We start from the raw sequence: 24989 nt of genomic DNA, 5'->3' as shown, positions 1-24989 counted from the left end.
AGGTCAGGATCCGCGTGATGGAATTGCTGGTGCCGCACAGCCTGGCCGAGGTGGAGGACATGGTCGCCTCGGCGCTGGCGGCGCGCACGCCGCTCTCGGTCCTGGGCCAGGGCAGCAAGGCCGGGCTCGGCCAGGCCGTGGCCCAGCCGGTCGGCCTCTCCACCCGGGCGATGACGGGGATCACCCTGTACGAGCCGGAGGAGCTGGTCCTGTCCTGCGGCGCCGGCACGCCGTTGAGCGAGATCGAGGCGACCCTGGCCGAGCGCTCGCAGCAGCTGAGCTTCGAGCCGCCGGACGCGTCCGCCTGGTATGGCGGCGAGCCCGGCCGCTCCACCATGGGCGGCGTGTTCGCCACCAACCTAGCCGGCCCCAGGCGGTTCAAGGCCGGAGCGCCCCGCGACCATCTCTTAGGGGTGCAATGCGTCACCGGCCGGGGCGAGGCGATCAAGACCGGCGGGCGGGTGGTCAAGAACGTCACCGGCTATGACCTGTGCAAGCTCCTGGCCGGCTCGTTCGGCACGCTCGCGGTGATGGGCCACCTGACCTTCAAGGTGCTGCCAGCATCCGAGCGGACCGCCACCCTGGCGATCTTCGGCGAGGATCTGCACGACCTGGCGGCGCGCCTGCGGGCCGCCTCGGGCACCGCCTACGAGATCTCCGGCGCAACGTTGCTGCCGCCGGCTGCCGCCCGGCGGACCGGGATCGACGCGCTGGCCAGTGCGGGCGGTGCGGTGGCCCTGCTCCGGCTGGAAGGGGTGGCCCCCTCGGTCGAGGACCGGATGGCCGGGCTGATCCGCCAGGTGGTGGGCGACAGCGCGCCGCATCGGGTGATCGAGGAGGAGAGCCTGGCGCTGTGGCGGGCGATCCGCGACCTGGCCGTGCTGCCGGACCGCCCGGTGCTCTGGCGGCTGTCCCTGGCGCCCACCGCCGGCCCGGACGCCGCGCGCGCCCTGATGGCGCTTGGCGCAGACCTGTTCCTGGACCAGGTCGGCGGGCAGGTCTGGGCGGCGCTGGACGAGGCCCAGGCCGGGCTGGTGCGGGCGCTCACCGACCTTGGCGGCCACGCCACCCTGATGCGCGCCCCGGATGCCGACCGCCGCGAGGTGGCGGTGTTCCAGCCGCAGCAGCCGCCGCTCGCCGCCCTTGCCCGGAGGGTCAAGCAGTCGTTCGACCCGGAAGGGATCCTGGAGCCTGGCCGCATGACGCTCGCCGCCTGAAGGAAGCCTGAACGTGCAGACCAGCTTCACCCTGGCGCAGCTCGCCGATCCCAAGACCAAGGAAGCGGAGAAGATCCTCCGCACCTGCGTGCATTGCGGGTTCTGCACGGCGACCTGCCCGACCTACGTGCTGCTTGGCGACGAGCTCGATTCGCCGCGCGGCCGGATCTACCTGATCAAGGACATGCTGGAGAACGACCGCCCGGCCGACGAGCGGGTCGCCCGCCATGTCGACCGCTGCCTGTCCTGCCTGTCCTGCACCACGACCTGCCCGTCCGGCGTCGACTACATGCACCTGATCGACCATGCCCGGGTGCGGGTCGAGAAGACCTACGAGCGGCCGGCCGGCGACCGCTGGCAGCGCTGGATGCTGGCCAAGGTGCTGCCGCGGCCAGGCCTGTTCCGGCTGGCCCTGATGGGGGCGGCGCTGGGCCGGCCGTTCGCGAAGGCGATGCCGAAGCGCCTGCGCACCATGCTGAAGATGGCGCCGGCCGACCTGCCCGGCCCCTCGGCCATGGACCGCCCGGGCGTGGTCAAGGCGCAGGGCGAGAAGCGGCTGCGGGTGGCGCTCCTGCAGGGTTGCGCCCAGCGGGTGCTGGACCCGGCGATCAACGAGGCGACCATCCGCCTGCTGACCCGGCTGGGCTGCGAGGTCGTGCTGGTCAGGGATGCGGTGTGCTGCGGCGCGCTCACCCTGCACATGGGCAAGGAGGACGAGGCCAAGGCGACCGCCAGGCGGACGATCATGGCCTGGAGCCGGGAGATGGAGAAGAACGGGCTGGACGCGGTGGTGATCAACGCCTCGGGCTGCGGCACCACGGTCAAGGACTATGCCCATCTGTTCCAGAACGACCACGACCCGGACATCGCGGCGCGGGCTGAAGCGATCGCGGCGATGGCGCTGGACGTGACCGAGCTGGTCGACCGGCTGGGCCTGCCCGAACCCGCCGCCCCGACCGGTCAGCGCGTCGCCTACCATTCCGCCTGCTCGATGCAGCACGGGCAGAAGATCAAGACCCTGCCGCAAAAGCTCCTGCGCCGGGCCGGCTTCGTGGTGGTGGAGCCGGGCGAGAGCCATCTGTGCTGCGGCTCGGCCGGCACCTACAACATCCTCCAGCCGGAGATCGCGGATCGGCTGAAGGAGCGCAAGGTCGCCAACATCGAGAAGCTGGCGCCGGAGATCATCGCCACCGGCAACATCGGCTGCATGACCCAGATCGGCAGCGGCACGGCAGTTCCGGTGGTGCATACGGTGGAACTGCTGGACTGGGCAAGCGGCGGGCCGATGCCCTCCAAGCTGCACGCCGGGCGCGAAGCGGCTTGATGGCGGAGGACCCTAGAGGCTAGTCCATAGCTGTCGGTGAGGCCTTGACCCCCGGACGCCTCGCATCCATCGGCCCGGCGAATGCTTCGACTTCATCACTTTCCGCTCTGCCCCTATTCCCGCAAGATCCGGGTGCTCCTGCGCGAGAAGAATCTCCGCTTCGAGGAGGTCGAGGTCGAGCCGTGGAAGCAGGTCGACGCCCTGTTCGAGCTGAACCCGGCCCTGGAAGTGCCGGTTTTGCAGGATGACGACCTGACGGTGTGCGACAGCGGGGCGATCGCCGACTTCCTGGGCGAATCGCGGCCCGAGCAGAACTTCCTGGGCAACACGCTGGAGCGGCGCAACGAGACCCGTCGGCTGGTCGCCTGGTTCGACGACAAGTTCGCCCGCGAGGTCACCGACCTGCTCTGGCGGGAGAAGCTGATCAAGCGGCTGAAACGGATCGGCACGCCGAACTCGGACAACATGCGGGCCGGCTCGGCCAACCTGAAGGCGCACCTGGCCTACCTGAGCAGCCTGTTCGCCGAGCGGCGCTGGCTGGCCGGCGACGACCTCACCCTGGCGGACATGGCGGCGGCCGCCCATCTGTCGGTCCTGGACTATCTGGGCGACGTGCCCTGGCAGAACTTCCCGCTGGCGAAGGAATGGTACGGCAAGATGAAGTCGCGGCCGAGCTTCCGGCCGATCCTGGCCGACCGGCTGCCGGCGATGAAGCCGCCGCTGCACTACGACGATCTCGACTTCTGAGCCCGGAGCGGGCCCGCGCCGAGATCCTGGCGCGGGCAAGAATGGAGGGGATCTCGGTGCTGCGGGTGACCGCCGCCGAGCTGCCGGAGCTGCATGCCGAGCGCTTCGACGCCGCCATCGCGCAAGGCCGCCACGGCAGCATGGCCTGGCTTGCCGAGAAGGCGGACCGGCGGCGCAGCCCGAAGGCGATCTGGCCTGAGGCGCGCAGCGTGCTGGTGTGCGGGCTGAACTACGGGCCGGACAGCGACCCGCGGGCGACGCTCGGCCAGGGCGAGGTCGGCACGATTTCGGTCTATGCCCGCCATCGCGACTACCATGACGTGTTCAAGGGCGCGCTGAAGCGGACCGGCCAGTGGCTGGCGCACCGTTTCGGTGTCGAGGTGAAGGTGTTCGTCGACACGGCGCCCGTGCTGGAGAAGCCCCTGGCCCAGCAGGCCGGCCTGGGCTGGCAGGGCAAGCACACCAACCTGGTCAGCCGGGAGTTCGGCTCCTGGCTGTTCCTGGGCGAGATCTTCACCACGCTGGACCTGCCGGTCGATGCGCCGGAGCGGGACCATTGCGGCAGCTGCCACCGCTGCCTGGACGCCTGCCCGACCCGGGCGTTCGACGCGCCCTACCGGCTCGATGCCAGGCGCTGCATCAGCTACCTGACCATTGAGCATGCCGGGCCGATCCGGCGCGACCTGCGCGCGGCCATGGGCAACCGGATCTATGGCTGCGACGACTGCCTGGCCGCCTGTCCCTGGAACCGGTTCGCCAAGGCGGGGGCGGAGATGAAGCTGCGGGCGCGCGACGACCTGCGGGCGCCCCGGCTGGCCGAGCTTGCCCGGCTGGACGATGCCGCGTTCCGGGCGATGTTCTCGGGCTCGCCGATCAAGCGGATCGGCCGCGACCGGTTCGTGCGCAACGTCTTGATCGCCCTTGGCAACAGCGGCGTCCCGGCGCTCCTGGACGTGGTGGCGGAGCGGCTGGACGATCCGGCGCCGGTGGTGCGGGGTGCCGCGGTCTGGGCGCTGAGGCGGCTGGCGGGCGAGGACGCGATCCGGGTGGAGTGCGTGCGGCGGCTGGAGGCCGAGGCCGACCCGGAGGTGCGGGCCGAATGGATGGAGGCGATGGATTGAGCAAGCGGCTGTTCTGCTTCGGGCTGGGCTTCACCGCGCGGGTGCTGGCCGACCGCTTAGCTGGCCAGGGCTGGCAGATCGCCGGCACCACCCGCGACCCGGCCAAGGCTGAATCACTCCGCCGGCATGGCTTCGACATGCATCTGTTCGGGCGCGACCATCCCCTGGACGACCCGCAGCGGGCGCTGGCGGGCACCACTCATGTCCTCCATTCGATCATCCCCGACCTGGAGGGCGACCCGGTGGCGGACCGGCACCTGGAGGACCTGCGGGCGCTGGGCGGGCTGGAATGGCTGGGCTGGCTCGGCACCACCGCGGTCTATGGCGACCGGCAAGGTGAGTGGGTCGACGAGGATGCCGTGCTCACGCCCGGCGCCGACCGGGCGCAGCGGCGGCTGGCGGCGGAGCGGACCTGGCTGGCGAGCGGCCTGCCGGCGCACCTGTTCCGCCTGGCCGGGATCTACGGCCCCGGGCGCAACCAGGTCCGCGACGTGCTGGACGGCCATGCACGGCGGATCGTGAAGCCGGGCCAGGTGTTCTCGCGCATCCATGTCGAGGACATCGCGACCGTGCTGGAAGCTTCGATCGCAAGGCCTAGGCCGGGCGCCGTCTACAATGTCTGCGACGACGAGCCGGCCCCTCCCCAGGACGTGGTCGCCTTCGCCGCCGAACTGCTGGGGGTCGAGCCGCCGCCGGCGCTCGACTACGCGACCGCGACCCTCTCGCCGATGGCGCGCAGCTTCTATGCCGACAACCGGCGGGTGCGGAACGACCGGATCAAGGCGGAACTCGGTGTCAGGCTGGCGTTCCCGAGCTACCGCGAGGGGCTGCGCGCGCTCCTGCCGGTGGAGACGGCTCAGCTGAACGGCCGCCCCTCCACCTGAGCCAGCACCCGCTCGCAGGCGGCCGCGATCCGGCGCAGGTCCTCCGGGCGCGACAGGCGGTGGTCGCCGTCCTTGACCAGTTCCACGGTGACCGCCGGGCTGGCGAGGTTGGCGGCGAGATTGACCGCGGTCATCCAGGGCACGTCCGGGTCCTCCTGGCCCTGGAGCAGGTGGACCGGGCCGGCAAAGTCGATCGGCTGGCGCATCACCAGATGGCGCTCGCCGTCCTCCAGCAGGCGCCGGGTGATCGGCAGCGGCTCGCCATAGGGGGAGGGCTCATGGAACACCCCGTCCCGCTCCAGCGCCTCCTTCTGCGCCGGGGTCAAGGACGGGCGCATCAGGTCCTCGGTGAAGTCCGGGGCGGCGGCGATGCCGACCAGGCCCGCGACCTTGTCCGGCCGGGCCCGGGCCGCCAGCAGCATCAGCCAGCCGCCCATGCTGGAGCCGATCAGGACCGCGCGCCCCTTCACCAGCCGGTCCAGCACCAGCAGGGTGTCGTCCAGCCAGTCGGACAGGCACAGATCCTCGAACCGCCCGTCGGAGATGCCGTGGCCGCGATAGTCGAACCGGGTGTAGGGGCGGCCCTGCCCGGCGACATGCGCCTCCATGGCGACCGCCTTGCTACCTTCCATGTCGGAGCGGAAGCCGGACAGGAACACGACCTCGGTCCCCTCCCCCTCGGTGCGGCGGTAGGCCAGCCCAGTGTCATCGTCGCGCGTCAGTCGGTCGGAAATCATCATCGGCCGGAGATACCCTGCTTCGTCGTCGCCGCTTGGCAGGTTAGCAGCAGGCGGGCGGGCGGTCGAAGCGTCGCCTGGACCTTCCCACAGCACGCGGATCGAGATGGCGACGTTGCTGCAGGTGCTGCCTGCGCTGGACAAGGGCGGTGTGGAACGCGGCACCGTGGATCTCGCCCGCTTCCTGGTGCGCGAGGGCCATCGCGCCATCGTGGCCAGCGCCGGCGGCGGACTGGTCCATGAGCTGGAGGCAGCCGGCGCCACCCATCTCACCTTCCCGCTGGCCAGCAAGAACCCGCTCACCATCTGGAAGAACGCCGCGCGGCTGGCCGACGCGATCCAGGCCCACGGGATCGAGCTGGTGCACGCCCGCTCGCGGGCACCCGCCTGGAGCGCCAAGCTTGCCGCCAGGCGGACCGGCCGCCCGTTCGTCACCACCTTCCACGCCGTCTATGGCGGCCACCAGCACCGGCTGAAGCGGCGCTACAACGCGGTGATGGCCGAGGGCGACCGGGTGATCGCGATCTCCGACTATGTCGCCCAGCATGTCCGGGAGGTCTACCGGGTCGGGCCGCAGGTGCTGCGGACCATCTACCGCGGCGTCGACGTCGAGGAATTCGACCCGGCCCGGGTGGATGCGCGGCGGGTCCGCACCCTGTCCGAGCGGTTCGGCGTGCCTGCCGGCAAGAAGGTCGCGATCCTTCCCGGGCGGGTCACCCGGATCAAGGGGCACATGCTGGTGACCGAGGCGGTCGCCCTGATGGAGCGCGACGACTTCGTGGTCCTGTTCGTGGGCCCCGACACCGCGGGCGGCGGCTACACCGTCGAGCTGCGCGAGCGGATCAAGGCCAAGGGCCTGGGCGAGAAGATCCGCTTCGTCGGCGCATGCGACGACATGGCGGCGGCCATCGCGCTCTCCGACGTGGTGCTGGCCCCCTCGGTCGGCCCGGAGGCGTTCGGCCGGGTCTCGGTGGAGGCGCAGGCGATGGGCAAGCCGGTGATCGTCACCGACATGGGCGGGCTCGGCGAGACGCTGCTGCCGGCCTCGACCGGCTGGCTGGTGCCGGCCGAGGACCCCAAGGAACTGGCCTGGGCGCTGGACCTCGCCCTGTCCATGCCGGCGGAGGCCGGCCAGCGGCTGAAGGAGCGGGCGCGCCACTGGGTGATGGACAACTTCACCGCCGACCGGATGTGCCGGCAGACCCTGGCCGTGTACGAGGAACTGCTGAAGGGGCGGCCCTGATGGCCGAGGTGCTGGTCATCAAGCACGGGGCGCTGGGTGACGTGGTGCTGGCCACCGGCGCCATGCAGGCGATCGTGGCCGCCCATCCCGGCCACCGGTTCACCCTGCTCACCACCGCGCCCTATGCCAAGTTCCTGGAGCCGGCCGGCTGGTTCGCCGAGATGGTGATCGACGACCGGCCGACGGTCTGGACCCCGATCCGCCTGTTCCGGATGGTCCGGCGGCTGGCGGCCGGCCGGTTCGCCATGGTCTACGACCTGCAGACCTCCCGCCGCACCGAACTCTACTTCTCCTTGTGGCCGCGCCCCCGGCCGCGCTGGTCCGGCATCGCCAAGGGCTGCTCGCATCCCGACCGGCAGCCGGACCGCGAGCGGATCCATACCGTGGCGCGGCTGGCGGGCCAGCTGGCCCAGGTCGGCATCACCGAGGTGCCCCCGCCCCGGGTCGACTTCCTGCGAGGCGATGTCTCCACCCTGGTCCCCGACGGGCCGTTCGCCCTGCTGGTGCCGGGCTGCGCCCCGCACCGGCCGGACAAGCGCTGGCCCGCCAGCCACTACGGCGAGCTGGCGGTCTACCTGACAGCGCTCGGGATCCGGCCGGTGCTGATCGGCACCGCGGCCGAGGCCGATGCGCTCAAGGAGATCCGGGCCGCCTGCCCGGAAGCGCTGGACCTGGGCGGGCGCACCAGCTTCGGGCAGATCGCCGAACTGGCGCGGCGGGCCTGCTTTGCGGTCGGCAACGACACCGGCCCGATGCACCTGATCGCTGCCGCTCCCTGCCCGGTCCTCACCCTGTTCTCCGGCGCCTCGACGCCTGAGCGCAGCGCACCCGGCTGGCCGGACGAGCCCTGGCTGCAGCGCGAGCCGCTCAGCGCCCTTGGCGTCGACGAGGTCGCGGCGGCCCTGCCGCGCGCCAGGATGGGTTGACAGCGGACCGGGCATGTACCCATCCCGTTCGCCCGGTACAGCGCCTATCTACCGGATGTGGTAGCGATGCGTTGCCGGAGCGGACGACAAGGTTTGACGATGAGCATGATGGCGGAATCGAACAGGCACGCGGAACACCGCGGGGTGGCGATCACCCTGCCGGACGGAGCCACGCGCAGCTTCGAGACTCCGCCGACCGGCTTCGAGGTCGCCGGATCGATCGCGAAGAGCCTAGCCAAGAAGGCGCTGGCGATCGAGGTGGACGGCGAGCTGCGCGACCTGTCGCGGCCGATCGAGCAGGACGCGCGGATCCGGATCATCACGGCCGCCGACCCGGAGGCCGGGCCGCTCCTGCGCCACGACACCGCGCATGTCATGGCCGAGGCGGTCCAGGACCTGTTCCCGGGCACCCAGGTGACGATCGGCCCGTCGATCGAGAACGGCTTCTACTACGACTTCTACCGCGAGCAGCCGTTCACCACGGACGACCTGGCCGCGATCGAGAAGCGGATGGCCGAGATCGTGAAGAAGGACCACCCCTTCTCGCGGGGCGAGGTCACCCGCCAGCAGGCGCACGAGCGGTTCGCGAAGCTGGGCGAGAAGTTCAAGCTGGAGCTGCTGGACGCCATCCCCGAGGACCAGCCGGTCACCCTCTACCACCAGGGCGACTGGTTCGACCTGTGCCGCGGCCCGCATGGGCCATCCACCGGCCGGATCGGCGCGTTCAAGCTCACCAAGGTCGCCGGCGCCTACTGGCGGGGCGACGCGCGCAACCCGCAGCTGCAGCGGATCTACGGCGTCGCGTTCCCGACCAAGGAAGAGCTGGCCGCCCATCTCCACCAGCTGGAGGAAGCGGAGAAGCGCGACCATCGCCGGCTCGGCCGGGAAATGGACCTGTTCCACGTCCAGGAGGAGGCAGTCGGCTCGGTGTTCTGGCACCCGCTCGGCTGGCAGCTCTGGCGGACGGTGGAGAACTACATGCGCCGCCGGCTGGAAGCGGCCGATTATCGCGAGGTGCGCACGCCGCAGCTGATCGACCGGGTGCTGTGGGAGGCGTCCGGGCACTGGGACAAGTTCGGCCAGAACATGTTCACGATCGAGAACGAGGACCGGATCCTGGCGCTCAAGCCGATGAACTGCCCGGGCCACGTGCAGATCTTCCGCCAGCAGCAGCACAGCTACCGCGACCTGCCGCTGCGCATGGCCGAGTTCGGCGCCTGCCACCGCAACGAGCCTTCGGGCGCCTTGCACGGCATCATGCGGGTGCGCGCCTTCACCCAGGACGACGCGCACATCTTCTGCGAGCCGACCCAGATCAACGCGGAGACGCAGACCTTCCTGGAACTGCTGCGCTCGGTCTATGCCGATTTCGGCTTTACCGACGTCAAGGTGAAGTTCAGCGACCGGCCGCCGGTGCGCGCAGGCTCGGACGAGGTCTGGGACCAGGCGGAGAAGGCCTTGTGGGACGCGGTCAACGCCGCCGGGCTGGAATGCACGCTGAACCCGGGCGAAGGCGCCTTCTACGGGCCCAAGCTCGAGTTCGTTCTGCGCGACGCGATCGGCCGCGACTGGCAGTGCGGCACGCTGCAGGTGGACTTCGTCCTTCCGGAACGGCTGGACGCTTCCTATATTGGCAGTGATGGCCAAAAGCACCGGCCGGTCATGCTGCATCGGGCCATCCTGGGCTCGATGGAGCGGTTCCTCGGCATCCTGATCGAGGAGCATGCCGGCAAGCTGCCGATGTGGCTGGCGCCCTTGCAGGTGGTGGTGGCGACCATCACCAACGACGCCGACGCCTATGCCGACCAGGTGGGCCAGGCTTTCCGCCGGGCGGGAATCCAGGTCGAGGTCGACAAGGGCGCGGACAAGATCGGCTACAAGATCCGCCAGCATTCCCTGCGCAAGGTGCCGTGGATCGTCGCGGTCGGTGCAAAGGAATCGGAAGGCGGCACGGTGAGCCTGCGGCGGCTGGGATCGCAGGGTCAGGAGAGCCTAAAGCTTGACGAAGCCGTGGCGTTGTGCCAGCGAGAGTCGATGCCGCCTGACATCGCGCATACATTGGGTAGCGTGTAAGCAGCGGACATGATCATGAACTACGGAGCAGCAAGAACCGGATGAGCAACGCTCGGGAAGAGTACGCGATCAACTACCACATCGAAGCCCGTGAGGTTCGCCTGGTGGGCGAGGACGGGGAGATGATCGGCGTCGTGTCGCTGCGCGAGGCACTCGCGCGGGCTGAGGAAGCCGGCCTCGACTTGGTGGAAGTATCGCCGACCGCGCGGCCTCCGGTCTGCAAGATCCTCGACTACGGCAAGTTCAAGTACGAGGCGCAGAAGAAGGCAGCCGAGGCCCGCAAGAAGCAGAAGGTCATCGAGGTCAAGGAGATCAAGCTCCGGCCCGGCATCGATGACAACGACTACGGCATCAAGATGCGCAAGGTGCGCGAGTTCCTGACCGAGGGCGACAAGGTCAAGGTGACCATGCGATTCCGCGGCCGCGAGATGGCGCACCAGCATCTGGGCATGAATGTCCTCACCAAGGTGCGCGACGAGGTGGTCGATCTGGGCAAGGTGGAGCAGATGCCCCGCCTGGAAGGCCGCCAGATGGTCATGGTGATGGCGCCGCTGAAGTGACCGGTTCCCGCTAGGGATCGGTCCGCGAGATCGAGAGGCCGGCCGGGGCGACCTGGCCGGCCTTTTTCGTGCTTGGGTCCAGGCTGGCGGCAAGGGGCAGCGGGCCGTCCGAGCGGATCCGGCGCAGCACCACGTTGGACCGGATGTCGCCGACCATCGGCAGGGTCAGCAGGCGCTCGGTCAGGATCCGCTCGTACTGCCGGAGGTCGGCCACCACCATCTCCGCCAGGAAATCGGCCTCGCCCGACACCATGTGGCAGGCCACCACCTCGTCGATCCCGCCCAGCGCTTCCTGCAGCGCCGCCGCGGCGTCCTTGGAATGGCGCGCCACCTTGATCGCCACGAACACGGTGAGGCCGAGCCCGACCGCCTCCCGGTCCAGGATCGCGCGATAGCCGGCGATCACCCCCGCCTGCTCCAGGGCGCGCACCCGGCGCAGGCAGGGTGAGGCCGACAGGCCCACCTTGTCGGCCAGTTCCGCGTTGCTGATCCGGCCATCGGCCTGCAGGGCCGCAAGGATGCGGCGGTCGATCTCGTCCAGTCTGGGCATGTTCGTTGTCCAGGAACGGGGGGGGACGCAGGAATCTGCCAAAGGCCTCGCAGCCGGCGACCGACTTCGCAAGGACATGCCCCGCCCGGCAGTGGCATGAAGCGGTCCAGGCCACTGGAGGAACGATCATGTTCGCCCGCATCTGGTATGGGTGGACCTGCCCGGAGCAGGCCGAGCGCTACGAGGAATTGCTGCGAGACGAGATCTTCCCGGGCATCCGCCGCCGCAGCCCGGAGGGGCTGGAACACATCGACCTGTTGCGCCGGGAGGAAGGCGGCGAGACCGGGTTCGTGACGATCATGTGGTTTGCCGACCGGGCGGCGTTGGAACGTTTCGCCGGCGTGGGCGGCGAGGCCGCCTATGTCCCGGCCGCGGCCAGGGCGATCCTGGCCCGGTTCGAGGCGCGCTCGGCGCATTACGAGCTGCGCCATCGCTTCTCGTGAGCGTGCTGCCGGCTGGCCCTGCCGCGCTTCCTGCCGCTATCCTGGCAGCACTACGATCCCCGGACAGGAAATGTCGATGAGCATCGCCGAACGGCTGGCAGCCCTGCGCGCCCAACTCGCAAGCGTCGGCGTCGACGGGTTCTGGATGCCGCGCACCGACGAGCATGGCTCGGAATACCTGCCGCCCAACGCCGAGCGGGTGGCATGGGCAACCGGGTTCACCGGCTCGGCCGGCGTGCTGCTGGTGCTGCCGGACAAGGCGGCGGTGCTGAGCGACGGGCGCTACACCGTGCAGCTCGAGCGCGAACTGGACCCCGCCCTGTTCGAGCGTGCCAACAGCACGGTCACGCCCCCCTCCACCTGGCTGGCGGAGCATGTCGGGAGCGGCATGAAGATCGGCTACGATCCGAGGCTGGTGCGCAAGCCCGAGCGGGCCGCCATGGAGAAGAAGCTGGCAGGCGCCGGGGCGTCGCTGGTGGCGCTGGAGGTCAACCCGATCGACGCGATCTGGACCGACCGGCCGACACGCCCGGCGGAGCCTGCCCATGAGCACCCGCTGGCTCATGCCGGCGAGGATGCCATCGCCAAGAGCGAGCGGATGGGGGCGGCGGTGGCCAAGGCTGGCGCCGACCAGCTCCTGATCACCGCGCCCGAATCGATCGCCTGGCTCCTCAATGTCCGCGGCGCCGACGTGCCGTTCAATCCGCTGCCGCTGGGCTTCGCCCTGCTCGGCAGCGATGGCCATGTCCGGCTGTTCACCGACCAGGCCAAGTTCGCCGGGGTGGCGTTCGGCAACCGGGTGGCGCTCGAGGCCTATGAGGCGTTCGAGCCGGCGCTGGACGAGCTGGGTGCCCGCGGCTTGCGCCTCCTGGCCGACCCGGCCTATTCGGCCGTGGGCTTCGCCGACCGGTTCGAGCAGGCCGGCGGCACGGTGATCGAGGGCGAGGACCCGATCCCGCTCGCGCGGGCGACCAAGAACGCCACCGAGGTCGCCGGCGCCTTCGCAGCCCAGCGTCGCGACGGCGCGGCGATGGCGCGCTTCCTGTGCTGGCTGACCGAAGAGGCGGTGCCGGCCGGCGTCGACGAGGTCGCGGCCGCGGCAAGGCTGCGCGCGATCCGGGCCGAGGACGAACTGTTCCGGGGCCTGAGCTTCGAGACGATCAGCGCGCACGGGCCGAACGCCGCGCAGCCGCACTACCGGACCACGCCCGAGACCAACCGCCAGCTGGATCCCGGCAGCGTCTACCTGGTGGACAGCGGCGGCCAGTACCTGGACGGCACCACCGACGTGACCCGGACCATCGGCCTGGGCCAGGTGCCAGAGCACGTCCGGGTGCAGTTTACCCTGGTGCTGAAGGGCATGATCGAGCTGTCGGAAGCGGTCTTCCCGGAAGGGACCAGCGGCGCGCAGCTGGACACGCTGGCGCGGATGGCGCTCTGGCGGCACGGCTTCGACTTTGACCATGGCACCGGCCACGGCGTCGGCAGCTACCTGTGCGTCCACGAGGGCCCCTGCCGGATCGCCAAGGGCCAGAGCCTGGTCAAGCTGCAGCCGGGCATGATCCTGTCCAACGAGCCCGGCCAGTATGTCGCCGGCAGCCACGGGATCCGCACCGAGAACCTGCTGGTGGTGGAGCAGGCCGAGACGCCCCCGGGCGGCGAGCGCAAGCTCCTGCGGTTCGGGACCCTGACCCTGGTCCCGATCGACCGGGCCATGGTCGTGGCGGACCTGCTCACCGCAGCGGAGCGGGCGTGGCTGGACCGCTACCACACCCGGGTTCTGGCCGAGATCGGCCCGCTGGTCGATCCAGCGACGCAGAACTGGCTGGAGCGGGCCTGCGCACCGCTCTGACGCAACCTTAGGCCGGCGGCAGGCGCAGCACGTCCGTCAGGTCGACATGGCCGACGAAGCCACCGGCCGACCGGGCAGACTGCTCGTGCTCGACGGCATAGGCAAAGCGTACGGCCGGGTCGTCCTGCAGCCGCTGGAACAGGCGCTGGAGGCAGGGATAGGTGCGCCGGTCGACCACCGGGTGCACATCGGTCCAGCGGGCGATGCCGGCGAAATAGGCGTCCGCGAGCGTGGGCCGGTCGCCCAGCAGCCAGTCCTTGCCGTCCAGCATCGCCTCCAGCTCGGCATGGGCCTTCGCCACCAGGGAGCGGCCATAGGCGACCAGCGCCGCGTTCCCCTCGCCAGGATGCTCCAGCGTGTGCCAGAGCGGGCTGAAGGCGTTGAAGAAGCTGGTGTTCAGGAAGGCCAGCATGGCGTTGAGCCGGTCGAAGCCGGAGCTGCCCTGGGCGAACGCCAAGCCCTGCGCGATGCCCTGGCTGCCCAGATGGTTGAGGATCGCCATGCTCTCCGTCAGGACGGCACCGCTTCCGGTCAGCAGCGCCGGGGTTTCTCCAACCGGGTTGATGCGCCGGTAGGCCTCGCTCTGCACGACCTCGGGCATGGCGATGCGGCACAGCCGGTAGGGAATGCCCAGCCATTCCAGGGCCACGATCGAGCCGAACGAGCAGCCTTCCGGCACGCCGTAGAAGAGGATGGGTTGCATGATCGGGTTCGCCTGCGCTGACGGGCAGCCCGCGGCTGCCCTGCTCCGTCAGTCTCGCTTCGTGGACGCTGGGCGGGTAGTCAGCGTAGCGGAGACACATCGTTCACAGGCGTGGACGCCGGATGCGCAACCTCAACGATCTGCGCTGCTTCGTCCAGGTGGTCGCCTATGGCGGCTTCGCACCGGCGGCGCGCAGCCTGCACGTGCCAAAATCTACCCTGAGCAAGCGGGTCGCCGCACTGGAGGAGGAGCTGGGCGCCCGGCTGATCCAGCGAACCTCGCGCAGCTTCGTGCTGACCGAGGCCGGCCATGAATTCCACGAGCACGCCCGGGCCGCGCTGATAGAGGCCGAGGCCGCCGAGACGGTGGTGCGCCGGCGCCTTGCCGAGCCGAGCGGCACCGTGCGGCTGACCGCCTCGGTGCCGACCGCGCAGTTCCGGCTGGCGGCTCTCCTGCCGGAACTGGCGCAGAACCACCCCCGGCTGCTGCTGCAGGTGCACGCGACCGACCGGTTCGTCGACCTGGTCCAGGAAGGCTTCGACTTGGCAATCCGCGACCATTTCGCGTCGCTGCCGGATTCGGCGCTGGTGCAGCGCCGGCTCGGCAGCGACCCGGTGCTGCTGGTGGCGGCACGGAGCTATCTGGAGCGGGCGGGCGCGCCGGGTTCACCGCAGGATCTCCTGGCGCATGACGGCCTGCTGACCGGCCCGGCCGCGACTGCCTGGCGGCTGCGCAGTGCGGATGGGACCGAGGTGGAGGTGGCGCCGCGGCCGCGCCTGGTGCTGGACGAATCCATCCTGCTGCTGGAGGCCGCCGCAGCCGGACTGGGGATCGCCTGCCTGCCCCGCTCGATCTGCCTTCGGCGTCTCGACGGTGGCGGGCTGGTCCAGCTCCTGCCGGCATGGACGGCCGGCGCAGTTGCGACCACGCTCGTGGTGCCGCACCGGCGCGGCCAGCTGCCGGCGGTGCGGGCCGTCATGGGTTTCCTGGTCGAGCGGCTCGGCGGCGACGCCTAGGAAACCCGGTTGAGCAGGCGGCGGACGCCGTTGGTAGCCTTGCCGATCCAGGCCTCGGCGAGGGATTCGGCCTTGTCGATCAGGTTGCCCATGGTCGGCCATTTCTGCCGGACGCGCTCCAGGGCGCGATTGGCCCAGGGGGCATGCTTGGACAGCACGATCAGGCCGACGAAGATGAACAGGAAGCCCTGCAGGATCGGCAGGAACAGGCCGAGCACGCCCAGGAACAGGAACCCGTAGCCTAGGACGAGCATGGTGATACGGGTCATCGGCGGTCGGTCAGCTCCAGGAATTCCTGCTCGGTGATCGTCTGCACGCCCAAGGCCTGCGCCTTGGCGGCCTTGGAGCCGGCATCGGCCCCTACCACCAGATAGTCGGTATTCTTCGAGACGGAAGATCCCACCTTGGCGCCGAAGCGCTCGGCGCGCGCCTTTGCCTCGGCCCGGCCGAGCGTTTCCAGGGTGCCGGTGAAGATCACCACCTTGCCGGAGAGCGGGCTTGTGGTGGCGGTGGCCGGTGCTGCGGCATCCTCGATGGTCAGCTGGGCTGCCAGGTCGTCGACCGCCTTGACGTTGTGCGGCTCGGCGAAGAAGGCGGCGAGCGCCCCGATCAGGGCATTGCCGACCCGGTCGACATCGTCCAGCCGGGCCAGTTCCTCCGCATCGCCGGCCGCCAGCTTCAGCATCCCGTCCCGCCAGGCGGAGAAGCTGCCATAGGCGCGGGCCAGCAGCTTGGCGTTGACCTCGCCGGTGAAGCGGATGCCCAGGCCCAGGATGAAGCGGTGCAAGGGGATGGTGCGGCGCGCCTCGATCGACTTCACCAGATTGTCGATCTTGCGCTTGCCCCAGCCTTCCAGCTGGCCGAGCTTCTCCAGGCTTTCCTGGTTCCGCGGCAGCACGAACAGGTCGGCCGGCTGGTGGAGCAGGCCGGCCTCGATCAGCTGCGGGACCTGCTTCTTGCCCAGCCCCTCGATGTCGAAGGCGTCGCGGCCGACCAGCAGCTGCAGGCGGCCGGCGACCTGGGCCGGACAGACCAGCCCCCCGGTGCAGCGCCAGACCACCTCGCCCTCCAGCCGGTCGACATGGCTCTGGCAGATCGGGCAGAGGCGCGGAAACACATAGGGGTCGGAGCGGCCGGTGCGTTCGGCATCGGTCACCTCCACCACCTGGGGGATCACGTCGCCGGCGCGCTGGATCAGGACCTGGTCGCCGGCCCGGATGTCCTTGGCCTTGATGAAGTCCTCGTTGTGCAGGGTGGCCCGGGACACCGTCACGCCCCCGACATTCACCGGCTCCAGCTCGGCCACCGGAGTGAGCGCGCCGGTGCGGCCGACCTGGATGGTGATGTCGCGCACCCTGGTGCGGGCCTGCTCGGCCGGGAACTTGTGGGCGATCGCCCAGCGCGGCGCCCGGCCGACGAAGCCCAGCCGCTCCTGCAGGGCGATCTCGTCGATCTTGTCGACCACGCCGTCGATCTCGTAGGGCAGGTTTGGGCGCTCGGCGCCGATCTTCGCCTGGTGCGCCACCATCTCCTCGGCGGTCCGGCAGATCGCGGTCAGCGGGTTGACCACCAGGCCCCAGCCGCGCAGCCGCTCCAGGAACTCCGAGTAGCGCCCCGCCACCGGCGGATCGGCCTCGCCCCAGCCATAGGCGAAGAAGCGCAAGGGACGCCTGGCCGTGATCCGGCTGTCCAGCTGGCGCAACGAGCCAGCCGAGGCGTTGCGCGGATTGGCGAACGGCAATTCGCCGGCTTCCTCCTGCTCCTCGTTGAGCCGGGCGAAGGCGGCGCGCTCCATGTAGACCTCGCCGCGCACCTCGATCACCTTGGGCGCCTGCCCATGCAGGCGGACCGGCACGTCGTCGATGGTGCGCACGTTGCGGGTCACGTCCTCGCCGGTGGTGCCGTCGCCCCTGGTGGCGGCGCGGACCAGCACGCCATCCTCGTAGCGCAGCGAGCAGGACAGGCCGTCGATCTTCGGCTCGCAGACAAAGTCGTCCAGCGCGCCTTCCGGACGCTTGAGGAAGCGGCGGACCCGGGCGACGAACTCGTCGATCTCCTCGGGCGTCATCGCGTTGTCCAGGGAGAGCATCGGCACGGTGTGCACCACCTTGCCGAACGCCGTGACCGGCGGCGCGCCGACCCGGTGGCTCGGGCTGTCGGCCCGTACCAGCGCCGGGAAGCGCTGCTCGATCGCCTGGTTGCGGCGGCGCAGCTCGTCGTACTGCGCATCCGTCAGGTCGGGCCTCGCGTCCTGGTAATAGCGCCGGTCGGCCTCGGCGATGGCCCGGGCCAGCCGTTCCAGCTCCGCGCGCGCGGCGGCCTCGTCCAGCGCATCGACCGCGAGTTCCGTCATCTACGATACCGCATCCTGAATAAGACTGTCGGCCGCGGCCCGCGCGGCGCTGGTCACCTGGGCGCCGGCCAGCATCCGGGCGATCTCGTCGCGGCGTTCCTCGCCCTCCAGGGGCTCCACCACCACCCGGGTCCGGTCGTCCTCCTGGATCTTGACCACCCGGAGATGGCTCTGGGCGCGCGCCGCGACCTGGGGCGCGTGGGTCACCACCAGGACCTGGCGCTCGCGGGCCAGGCGCGCCAGGCGTTCGCCGATCGCGTCCGCGGTGGCACCCCCGGTCCCGGCGTCGATCTCGTCGAACACCAGGGTGCCGGCCGGCTGCAAACGCGCCAGCACCACCTTCAGCGCCAGCATGAAGCGGGCAAGCTCACCGCCCGAGGCGATCTTGCCGATCGGCCCGAACGGCTGGCCGGGATTGGTGCGGACCTCGAAGGCGACCCGCTCCGCGCCGTCCGGCCCATAGGCCTCCGGCTCCAGCGGGGTCAGGGTGACGCGCAGGGTGGCGCGCTCCAGCTTGAGCGGCGCCAGCTCGGCCGCGACGGCCTCGCTCATCGCCCCGGCGGTGCGGGCGCGGGCGGCGGACAAAGCCTGGACCGCGGCCAGGAACCGCTCGTGCAGGATTGTCGCCTCGGCTTCCAGCCGCACGACGTCGGCAGCGCCGGTCTCGATCCGGCCCAGTTCCGCGATGAACTCCTCGCGCAGGCCCTCCAGCTCGTCGGCGGATACCCGGTGCTTGCGGGCCAGCGCCCGCAGCGCGAACAGGCGTTCCTCGACCTCGTCCAGCCGGCCCTCGGCATGCACCAGCTCGCGCAGCCGCTCGGCGGTGGCGCGCTCCACATCGGCCAGCTCGGACGACGCGCGCTCCAGCCCTTCCACGATCTGCTCAAGGCTCGGATCGTCGATGCCAGAGCGGTCCAGCTTGCGCTGGGTCCCGGCCAGCCGCTCGGCGGCGTCCGCCAGGCCCTTGGCGGCCTCGTCGAACAGGGCGATCTGCCGGTCGCGGGTCTGCAGGCGCTGGCGCTCGGCCGCCAGTTCCTCCTCCTCCCTCGGCACCGGCCCGAACTTCTCCAGCTCGGCCAGATGGGCGCGCAGGCGCTCCTCCTCGGCCGCGGCCTGCTCCAGCGCGCGGCGGCGCTCGTCCAGGCGGGTCTTCACGTCGCGCCAGGCCTGCCAGGTGCGGCGGACCGCCTCGGCCTCGGCCTCGTGGCCGCCGAACGCGTCGAGCAGCGCCCGGTGGCGGGCGGGGTCGGCCAGGCCGCGCTGCTCGAACTGGCCGTGCACCTCGACCAGGTCGCGGCCGACCCGTTCCAGGGTGCCGATCGCGACCGGCTCGTCCTCGATGAAGGCGCGCGAGCGGCCGTCCGCGAACACGACCCGGCGCAGGCTGATCTCCTCGGCGCAGGCGATGCCCTGCTCCGCCAGGATCGCCCGGGCCGGATGGTCCGGCGGCAGGGTGAAGATGGCGGTGACCGAGCCCTGGCTGCTGCCGATGCGCACCTGGCCGCGCTCGGCGCGCGCCCCGCTGGCCAGGCCCAGGCAGCCCAGCAGGATCGACTTGCCCGCCCCGGTCTCGCCGGTGAGCGTGCTCAGCCCCTCGCCGAACTCCAGGTCGAGCCGGTCCAGGAGCAGAAGGTCACGGACGTTCAGGCTGTGCAGCATGAACGGTCCCGGGCGTTCAGAACAGGTTCGACAACCATGACCCGCTGTCCTCCGCAGGCTGCAGGTTCTGGCCCTCCAGCAGAGCGTAGGACCGCTCGTACCAGATAGAGCCCGGGTAGTTGTAGCCAAGCACCGCGGCGGCCGCCTGCGCTTCCCTGCGCACGCCCAGCGCCAGATAGCTCTCGGTCAGGCGGAACAGCGCTTCGGGAACGTGCGAGGTGGTCTGGTAGTTCTCGACCACGCTGCGGAAGCGGTTGATGGCGCCGACATATTGCTGCTTGTTCTCGTAATAGCGGCCGATCTCCATTTCCTTGCCGGCCAGATGATCGCGGATCAGGTCGAGCTTCAGGTTGGCGTCGCGGGCATAGTCGCTCTGCGGGTAGCGGCGGACCATTTCCTCGAAGGCCTGCATCGCCTGCTCGGTGGACGCCTGGTCGCGACCGACATCGCTGATCTGCTCGTAATAGCACAGCCCGATCAGATAATAGGCGTATGGGGTCGCCTCGTCGCCCGGATGCAGGTCAATGAAGCGCTCGGCGGCCGAAATCGACTCGTCGTAAAAGTCGCCCTCGTAGAAGGCATAGGCGGCCTCGACCTGGGCGCGCTTGGCAAGCTCGGAATAGGGGTGCTGCCGCTCGACCTCCTCGAACGCGTTCGCCGCCTGCTGCCAGCTGCCATTCTGCAGCAGTTCCTGTGCCTCGCTGTACAGCTGCTCGGCCGGCTTCTCCGGCTCCAGGACGACCTCGTCAGCACCACCGCCACACGCGGAAAGCGAAAAAAGCAGCACAACCGCACCGACACGCAAAGCGCGCCGAATCGAGGTGCCGCGGGCGCGGTCGCAGGGATCGATCAGCGGCATTCCTTGTAGCCCGTTCCACCTAGGGTTATGATCAAGCCGTGGCGCCAGGACCTTAGCCGAGCCCGGCAGTCCTAGCCAGACGCGGCGATCCGGCGCCGCGGGAAGGACTGAGGTGGATCGCGAGAGGCTGATCGAGCGCAAGATCGGGGAGCGGCTGCGGCGACGGCGGATCGAGCTCGGCCTGACCCAGGAGCAGGTCGGCCGGATCGTGGGCGTGTCCTACCAGCAGATCCAGAAATTCGAGCGTGGCGCCAACCGGGTCAGCGCCGCACGCCTGGTCCTGATGGCCGAGCGGCTGCGCACCGACATCCACTGGCTGTGCGGCATCACCGACTTCCACCCGGTCACCGCCGGGCCGCCGCATTCGAGCGGAGCGGAGACGCCCGACCCCCACCAGGCCTTCGCCCAGATCGGCGACCCGGCGGTGCGGGTCGCCCTGGGCGGACTGGTGCGGGCGGTGGTGGAGCGCCATTCCGCCAGCCAGCCGGGCTAGGCGTCCTGGTCCAGGAGTTCGACGAGTTCCGCCCATTCCGCCCGCGCCGCCGCGGTCCGAGCGCCTGCAAGGTCGAACACCGACAAACCGGTGGTGGCCAGTTCCTCGTAGATGCTGCGGTCCACGATCCGCGCCGCCACAGGCAGCTGCAGGCCGGCGGCATAGGCTTCCAGCCGTCCGGTGGCGCGGGCACGGCTGCGCAGCCGGTTGAGAACCAGCACGACCTCCTTCTTGCCCTTGCGCACCGATTTCTGCTTGCCGAGCTTGGCCAGGAACCGCTCAGTGCCAGCCTGGTCGAACAAGGAGGGCTGGACCGGCACCACGACCCGGTCGGATTCGTCCAGGAGATCCTCGATCTCGCTGCCGTCCATGTTGGCGGGCGCGTCCACCACCAGGCGCTCGATCCCGTCCGGCAGCGGCCCCGGCTTCTTGGACCAGTCCAGCCCCTGGATGGCGGCCTGCCCCTCCGGGCGCGCGGCCAGCCAGCGCAGGCTGGAACGCTGCCGGTCCGCGTCGGCCAGGACGGTGCGCCGCCCCCTGTTCGCCAGGGCCGCGGCCAGGCTGGTGGCGATGGTCGACTTGCCGACCCCGCCCTTGCCGTTGCCGACCAGGATGCGGATCACGCCTCGCTCCTCCAGAATGGCTTCGCGTGCTTGAAGGCGCGCCACGCAGCCAGGAGTTCGGGCTCGTCGGCCACCGCGGCATGGGCATGCCAGCCGATCACCAGCCCGCCGCCACGCGCCGCCTCGTGCCGCTTGGCCAACGGAAGGGAGGCATCGTCCATCAGCCGGTCGACGATGGTGCCGGTGACGGCGGCGTCGTTGAAGCGACCCATGTGATCCTGCAGGCGCGACAGCCGGCGGGCATAGGGCTTCACTTCCTCGGGGTCGAACAGGCCGGAGAACGCGTCGGCGCCGTAGCGCAGCTTCTTCAGGGCGATGCGGACCTCGTGGCGCTCCGGCGGCGACAGGTCGGCAAAGCCCCGGCCGCGCCGCAGCACCTTGCGCAGGGCCTTGTCCAGCAGGGCGCTGGCCGCCTCCACCGAGGGCATGGCCAGCTGGTCGACACCGACCGCATCTGAGCCCATCCGCCAGGCCCGCATGTCCAGCCAGGCGGAGAAGCGCAGGAGGGTGCGGCCATAGGCGCGGTCGGCGATCATCGCCTGGGCATCCTGGTAGGCGGCCTTCCGGGCGGCTTCCGCCACGGCCTGCAGCGCCAGCGAGGAGGGATCGCCCGGGCGGGCCTCGATCACCGGCGGCAGCAGCTCGCTCTGGAACACGTCCAGGTCGCGCGCCGGCCCCAGTCCCTGCACGACGATCCGCAGCTCGGCCGAGAGCGAGGAACGCTGGGCGTCCGGGATCAGGCCCTTGAACAGGGTCAGCAGGGAGCGCAGCCGCCGCAGGGCCACCCGCATCTGGTGGATGCCCTCGGGATCGCTGCCGTCCTGGACAGCGGCCTCGTTGCCGAGCCACTGGCGCAGCGCCGCGCCGAACGAAGCGATCATCACCTCCTCGATGTTGCAGGCGGGCGATATGGTGGGCCGCTCCGCCTTCTCCGGCTGTGGCGAGTCCCCGGCCAGCAGCCGGCAGCCGCGCTCCCACTTGCCGAGCGTGCCGAACCGGATCGGGACGATGTCGGCGCAGCGCAGCGCCAAGGAGAACAGGCAGGACGGATCGCCCTCGACCAGTTCCAGTTCCAGCTCGCCGACCTCGATGCCGTTGCCCCCGGCCTCGATCCTTCCGTCGTCCAGGGAGAGATTGACCACGGCGACCCGGCCATGCTCGTCCGCCCAGTCGAGATCGACCTGGTCGCGCCGGATCTCGGTGCGGACGATCGGCACCACCTCCCGGCTGGTCAGGATCGCCACGACCTCAGCCAGGGCCGGGTCGGTCAGCCGGGTGGGATCGGGGGTCTCGCCCGCGATGGGCATCTCCCACTCGTCGCGGGAGAACAGGACCCCGTCGGCACGGCGCTCGCGCTTCACGGTCTGGAGCCAGCGCCGGCCGTCCCGGCGCACCCGCAGGCTCATGCCGAACTCGTCGCGCAGGGTGCCGTCGGGCGTGTCGAAATAGGTGGTGACGAGCCGCTTGCGCTTGGGACGGCTCCTGAGGCCGGTGGCAATCACCGGCTCCCGGAGCAGCTTGCGCAGATCGTCTGGCTTGCCCTCGAGCTTCAGCTCGCGCTCGACACCCATGCGTTCCTCTGGTCCCGCCTACGGAGGCACGCACTATTCGCAGAAAATTTCAGGCCAATCTACCGCGGGCGTCCACATCCACGATCCGCTCGACCTGACCGTTCCGGCACAAGGCGACCTGATCGTAGAGATTGCTCACCGGACAGGCATGGTTGGGCAGGATCCGGACCTTGTCACCGATGCGCGGGCGCGGCCCGGCCACGCCGCTCAGATCGACATGGCCATGTTCCTCGGACAGGTTGGCGATCACCGCATCGGGATATTCCATGATGCGGCCATAGCCGTTCAGCCCGTGCAGGTCGGCGGTCAGGGCTTTGGAGCCGGTATCCAGGATGGCGCGGTCGGCGGTGGGACGGGACACCACGGTGGCCAGCACGGTCAGGGCGCAGTCGTCCAGGCCGATGCAGCCGGCCCGCATCTGCATCCGGTCGCCATAGATGTAGGTGCCCGGCCGGTGCTCGGTCACCGGCCCCTGCTCGTTGGCGGTCCACATGTCGGGGCTGCCCCCGGAGGAGAGGATCGGCGCCTCGATCCCGTGCTCCTTCAGCCGGGCGACCGTTTCCCCGAAGAAAGCCACCACGTTCGGCTGCCCGCCCGGCGGCGGATAGGTCAGCAGGCCGGCAAAGCGCAGCCCGGGCGTGGCGGCGATATGCCGGGCGAGGCGGACGGTGTCCTCGACCGACTGGGTGCCGTTGCGCTTCGCCCCGGTGTCGCATTCCACCAGCATCTCGACCTCCAGGCCGGCTTCCGCGAAGGCGCGGCCGATCGGGTCCGACACCTCCTCGTGGTCGGCCACCAGGATCAAGCGGATCCGCCGGGCCAGCGCCACCGCCCGGGCAAGCTTGGGCGCGCCCACCAGGTTGAACGGGATCAGGATGTCATCGATCCCGGCATCGGCCATGACCTCGGCCTCGCCCAGCTTCTGGCAGGAGATGCCCTTGGCCCCAAGCTGCACCTGCAGCCGGGCGAACTCGGCGAGCTTGTGGGTCTTGATGTGCGGGCGGTTGGCAAAGCCATGCTCGTCGCAGAAATCCTGCCAGCGCTTCAGATTGGCCTCGACCCGGTCCAAGTCGATGACGGCGATGGGCGTGTCCAGATCAGCGATCTGCATGGCGGCTTCCTGAATGATCAACGGGATTATCGGCGCTCAAGGCACGGCCGGATGCGCGTCGTCCGGGTCAGACCCCTCGCGGTCCGCCAGGCTGGCGGCGGGGCCGGGAACCGGGTCGGATCCGGAGGGCGACGGGGGATCCTCCTGGTCGCTCTCGTCGGTGAGCTCGGCGATCCGCTGCTCCAGCATGTCGCGCTCGGCCTCCAGCTCGGCGATGGTGGCGTCCAGCTCCCGGAAGCGCTCCGCGCTCATCTGTTCCTCGGGCGTGAGCGCCATCTCCATGTCAAGGACGGGCGGCGGAGGATTCTCGGCCCGCGCCGCCTCCAGTTCCAGCTCCAGGGCCCGGATGCGGTCGGGAACGGAAGCCTCGTCGATTGGCGCGCGGGACAGAGCCTCGCGGCGCGCGGCCTCGGCCTCCTCCACCGCGGCGGCGGCGAACTCGTCGGCGGCATCGGCGCGGGCCTCCGCGGTCCCGGCACGGTTCACCGCTTCGTCCAGGAGCGCCTGGAGCCGGTCGAGATCGGCCTGGGTCGGGCCGCTCGGCGCCTCCTGCTGCTGCCGCTTCAGGTTTTCCAGTTCCGCGACCAGCTCGGCGCGCTTCTGCCGGCTCTCGTCGAGGGCCGCGCGCAGGGCGGCCGTCTCGTCGGTGGGGGGCGTCCTCGCCGGCTCGGCGACCGGCGGCGCCTGGGGACGAACGATCGCGGCCGCCTGCGTGCCGGGCAGGCCGGGAAGGCGGAAGGAGGTCCAGACCAGGCCGGCGGCCAGGCCCAGCGGGACGACGACCAGCAGCAGGGCGACCAGGGCCAGGCGGATCTGCGCCCCCCGCGTGAGGGTCACGTAGCGGCCCCGCCCCTCGGCGTCGCGCTCATAGAAGTGCCGGTCGACGAACAATGGCCGCAGGACACTGGCTCCCTGATCCGGAGG

General features: G+C 70.4%; 24 protein-coding genes. 13 read left to right on the top strand and 11 right to left on the bottom strand.

Annotated elements, in window-relative coordinates:
* Nucleotides 1-17: 17 nt before the first annotated feature.
* The 5 genes from GEMRO_RS0110865 (at nt 18) to GEMRO_RS0110845 (ending at nt 5293) form a co-directional block, all read left to right on the top strand.
* A complete protein-coding gene (locus GEMRO_RS0110865) occupies nt 18-1217 on the top strand; it encodes an FAD-binding protein (protein ID WP_027134000.1) in 1200 nt (399 codons plus the stop codon).
* A gap of 13 nt (nt 1218-1230) precedes the next feature.
* Nucleotides 1231-2541: a glycolate oxidase subunit GlcF gene (gene glcF, locus GEMRO_RS0110860; protein WP_027133999.1), complete on the top strand. Its 1311-nt coding sequence runs from the start codon at nt 1231-1233 to the stop codon at nt 2539-2541.
* A gap of 81 nt (nt 2542-2622) precedes the next feature.
* Nucleotides 2623-3288 carry a glutathione S-transferase family protein gene (locus GEMRO_RS0110855; RefSeq protein WP_027133998.1) on the top strand — a complete coding sequence of 222 codons (666 nt, stop codon included), beginning with the start codon at nt 2623-2625 and terminating at the stop codon, nt 3286-3288.
* Nucleotides 3186-4409, top strand: a complete 1224-nt coding sequence (gene queG, locus GEMRO_RS0110850; protein WP_276202823.1) for a tRNA epoxyqueuosine(34) reductase QueG — start codon at nt 3186-3188, stop codon at nt 4407-4409. The genes GEMRO_RS0110855 and queG overlap by 103 nt, the downstream gene beginning before the upstream one ends.
* A complete protein-coding gene (locus GEMRO_RS0110845) occupies nt 4388-5293 on the top strand; it encodes an SDR family oxidoreductase (protein ID WP_051328940.1) in 906 nt (301 codons plus the stop codon). The genes queG and GEMRO_RS0110845 overlap by 22 nt, the downstream gene beginning before the upstream one ends.
* Here the strand turns inward: GEMRO_RS0110845 and GEMRO_RS0110840 are convergent.
* Nucleotides 5266-6033 (bottom strand): alpha/beta fold hydrolase, encoded by a 768-nt coding sequence (locus tag GEMRO_RS0110840; protein WP_027133995.1) that lies wholly within the window; start codon nt 6031-6033, stop codon nt 5266-5268. The genes GEMRO_RS0110845 and GEMRO_RS0110840 overlap by 28 nt on opposite strands.
* A 103-nt stretch (nt 6034-6136) precedes the next feature.
* Between GEMRO_RS0110840 and GEMRO_RS29040 the strand changes: the two genes are divergently transcribed.
* From GEMRO_RS29040 to infC, 4 genes are all read left to right on the top strand, one after another.
* Complete coding sequence (locus tag GEMRO_RS29040) at nt 6137-7273, top strand: glycosyltransferase family 4 protein (protein WP_035485144.1); 1137 nt, start codon at nt 6137-6139, stop codon at nt 7271-7273.
* Complete coding sequence (locus tag GEMRO_RS29035; RefSeq protein WP_035485139.1) at nt 7273-8199, top strand: glycosyltransferase family 9 protein; 927 nt, start codon at nt 7273-7275, stop codon at nt 8197-8199. Before GEMRO_RS29040 ends, GEMRO_RS29035 begins: the two co-directional genes overlap by 1 nt.
* A 108-nt stretch (nt 8200-8307) precedes the next feature.
* Nucleotides 8308-10272: a threonine--tRNA ligase gene (gene thrS, locus GEMRO_RS0110825; RefSeq protein ID WP_051329590.1), complete on the top strand. Its 1965-nt coding sequence runs from the start codon at nt 8308-8310 to the stop codon at nt 10270-10272.
* A 41-nt stretch (nt 10273-10313) separates the two neighbouring features.
* Nucleotides 10314-10832, top strand: coding sequence for a translation initiation factor IF-3 (gene infC / locus GEMRO_RS0110820; protein WP_027133993.1), 519 nt, complete (start codon nt 10314-10316; stop codon nt 10830-10832).
* A gap of 10 nt (nt 10833-10842) precedes the next feature.
* On the opposite strand, the gene GEMRO_RS29030 is transcribed toward infC, so the two are convergent.
* Nucleotides 10843-11382 (bottom strand): Lrp/AsnC family transcriptional regulator, encoded by a 540-nt coding sequence (locus tag GEMRO_RS29030; protein ID WP_051328939.1) that lies wholly within the window; start codon nt 11380-11382, stop codon nt 10843-10845.
* Between the two features lie 128 nt (nt 11383-11510).
* Here GEMRO_RS29030 and GEMRO_RS0110810 point away from each other — a divergent pair, with 128 nt between their 5' ends.
* Together GEMRO_RS0110810 and GEMRO_RS0110805 are read left to right on the top strand one after the other, a co-directional pair.
* The gene (locus GEMRO_RS0110810) at nt 11511-11825 is read left to right on the top strand and encodes a hypothetical protein (protein ID WP_027133992.1); all 315 of its coding nucleotides are present in this window, start codon (nt 11511-11513) and stop codon (nt 11823-11825) included.
* Nucleotides 11826-11901: 76 nt separating this feature from the next.
* The gene (locus GEMRO_RS0110805; RefSeq protein ID WP_027133991.1) at nt 11902-13677 is read left to right on the top strand and encodes an aminopeptidase P family protein; all 1776 of its coding nucleotides are present in this window, start codon (nt 11902-11904) and stop codon (nt 13675-13677) included.
* Nucleotides 13678-13684: 7 nt separating this feature from the next.
* Here GEMRO_RS0110805 and GEMRO_RS0110800 read toward each other — a convergent pair whose 3' ends face one another.
* On the bottom strand, nt 13685-14380 hold the full coding sequence (locus GEMRO_RS0110800) for a glutathione S-transferase family protein (RefSeq protein WP_027133990.1): 696 nt from the start codon (nt 14378-14380) through the stop codon (nt 13685-13687).
* Nucleotides 14381-14502: 122 nt separating this feature from the next.
* On the opposite strand from GEMRO_RS0110800, the gene GEMRO_RS0110795 reads away from it, so the two are divergent.
* Nucleotides 14503-15396, top strand: a complete 894-nt coding sequence (locus GEMRO_RS0110795; RefSeq protein ID WP_027133989.1) for a LysR substrate-binding domain-containing protein — start codon at nt 14503-14505, stop codon at nt 15394-15396.
* Here GEMRO_RS0110795 and GEMRO_RS0110790 read toward each other — a convergent pair.
* The 4 genes from GEMRO_RS0110790 to GEMRO_RS0110775 are packed head-to-tail and all read right to left on the bottom strand — an operon-like array spanning nt 15393 to nt 20267.
* Nucleotides 15393-15665 (bottom strand): PGPGW domain-containing protein, encoded by a 273-nt coding sequence (locus GEMRO_RS0110790; RefSeq protein ID WP_027133988.1) that lies wholly within the window; start codon nt 15663-15665, stop codon nt 15393-15395. The two genes, GEMRO_RS0110795 and GEMRO_RS0110790, sit on opposite strands and share 4 nt — an antisense overlap.
* Complete coding sequence (gene ligA, locus GEMRO_RS0110785; protein WP_027133987.1) at nt 15662-17749, bottom strand: NAD-dependent DNA ligase LigA; 2088 nt, start codon at nt 17747-17749, stop codon at nt 15662-15664. Before ligA ends, GEMRO_RS0110790 begins: the two co-directional genes overlap by 4 nt.
* Complete coding sequence (gene recN, locus GEMRO_RS0110780; RefSeq protein WP_027133986.1) at nt 17750-19408, bottom strand: DNA repair protein RecN; 1659 nt, start codon at nt 19406-19408, stop codon at nt 17750-17752. It lies immediately after the preceding gene.
* Between the two features lie 16 nt (nt 19409-19424).
* On the bottom strand, nt 19425-20267 hold the full coding sequence (locus GEMRO_RS0110775; protein WP_051328938.1) for an outer membrane protein assembly factor BamD: 843 nt from the start codon (nt 20265-20267) through the stop codon (nt 19425-19427).
* A 112-nt stretch (nt 20268-20379) separates the two neighbouring features.
* Between GEMRO_RS0110775 and GEMRO_RS0110770 the strand changes: the two genes are divergently transcribed.
* The gene (locus GEMRO_RS0110770) at nt 20380-20760 is read left to right on the top strand and encodes a helix-turn-helix domain-containing protein (RefSeq protein ID WP_027133984.1); all 381 of its coding nucleotides are present in this window, start codon (nt 20380-20382) and stop codon (nt 20758-20760) included.
* Here the strand turns inward: GEMRO_RS0110770 and GEMRO_RS0110765 are convergent.
* From GEMRO_RS0110765 to GEMRO_RS0110750, 4 genes are read right to left on the bottom strand one after another with little or no spacing between them, the layout of a single operon-like run.
* Entirely contained in the window at nt 20757-21383 is a 627-nt protein-coding gene (locus GEMRO_RS0110765; RefSeq protein WP_035485136.1) for a ParA family protein, read from the bottom strand. The genes GEMRO_RS0110770 and GEMRO_RS0110765 overlap by 4 nt on opposite strands.
* Nucleotides 21380-22954 carry a CYTH and CHAD domain-containing protein gene (locus GEMRO_RS0110760; protein WP_027133982.1) on the bottom strand — a complete coding sequence of 525 codons (1575 nt, stop codon included), beginning with the start codon at nt 22952-22954 and terminating at the stop codon, nt 21380-21382. Before GEMRO_RS0110760 ends, GEMRO_RS0110765 begins: the two co-directional genes overlap by 4 nt.
* A 49-nt stretch (nt 22955-23003) precedes the next feature.
* Complete coding sequence (locus GEMRO_RS0110755; RefSeq protein ID WP_027133981.1) at nt 23004-24065, bottom strand: D-TA family PLP-dependent enzyme; 1062 nt, start codon at nt 24063-24065, stop codon at nt 23004-23006.
* 36 nt (nt 24066-24101) lie between these two features.
* Entirely contained in the window at nt 24102-24956 is an 855-nt protein-coding gene (locus tag GEMRO_RS0110750) for a hypothetical protein (protein WP_027133980.1), read from the bottom strand.
* Nucleotides 24957-24989: the final 33 nt, after the last annotated feature.

Origin of the sequence: Geminicoccus roseus DSM 18922, from assembly GCF_000427665.1 — a bacterium.
GTDB classification, from domain to species: Bacteria; Pseudomonadota; Alphaproteobacteria; order Geminicoccales; family Geminicoccaceae; genus Geminicoccus; species Geminicoccus roseus.
This window is presented reverse-complemented; position numbering and strand designations above follow the sequence as displayed.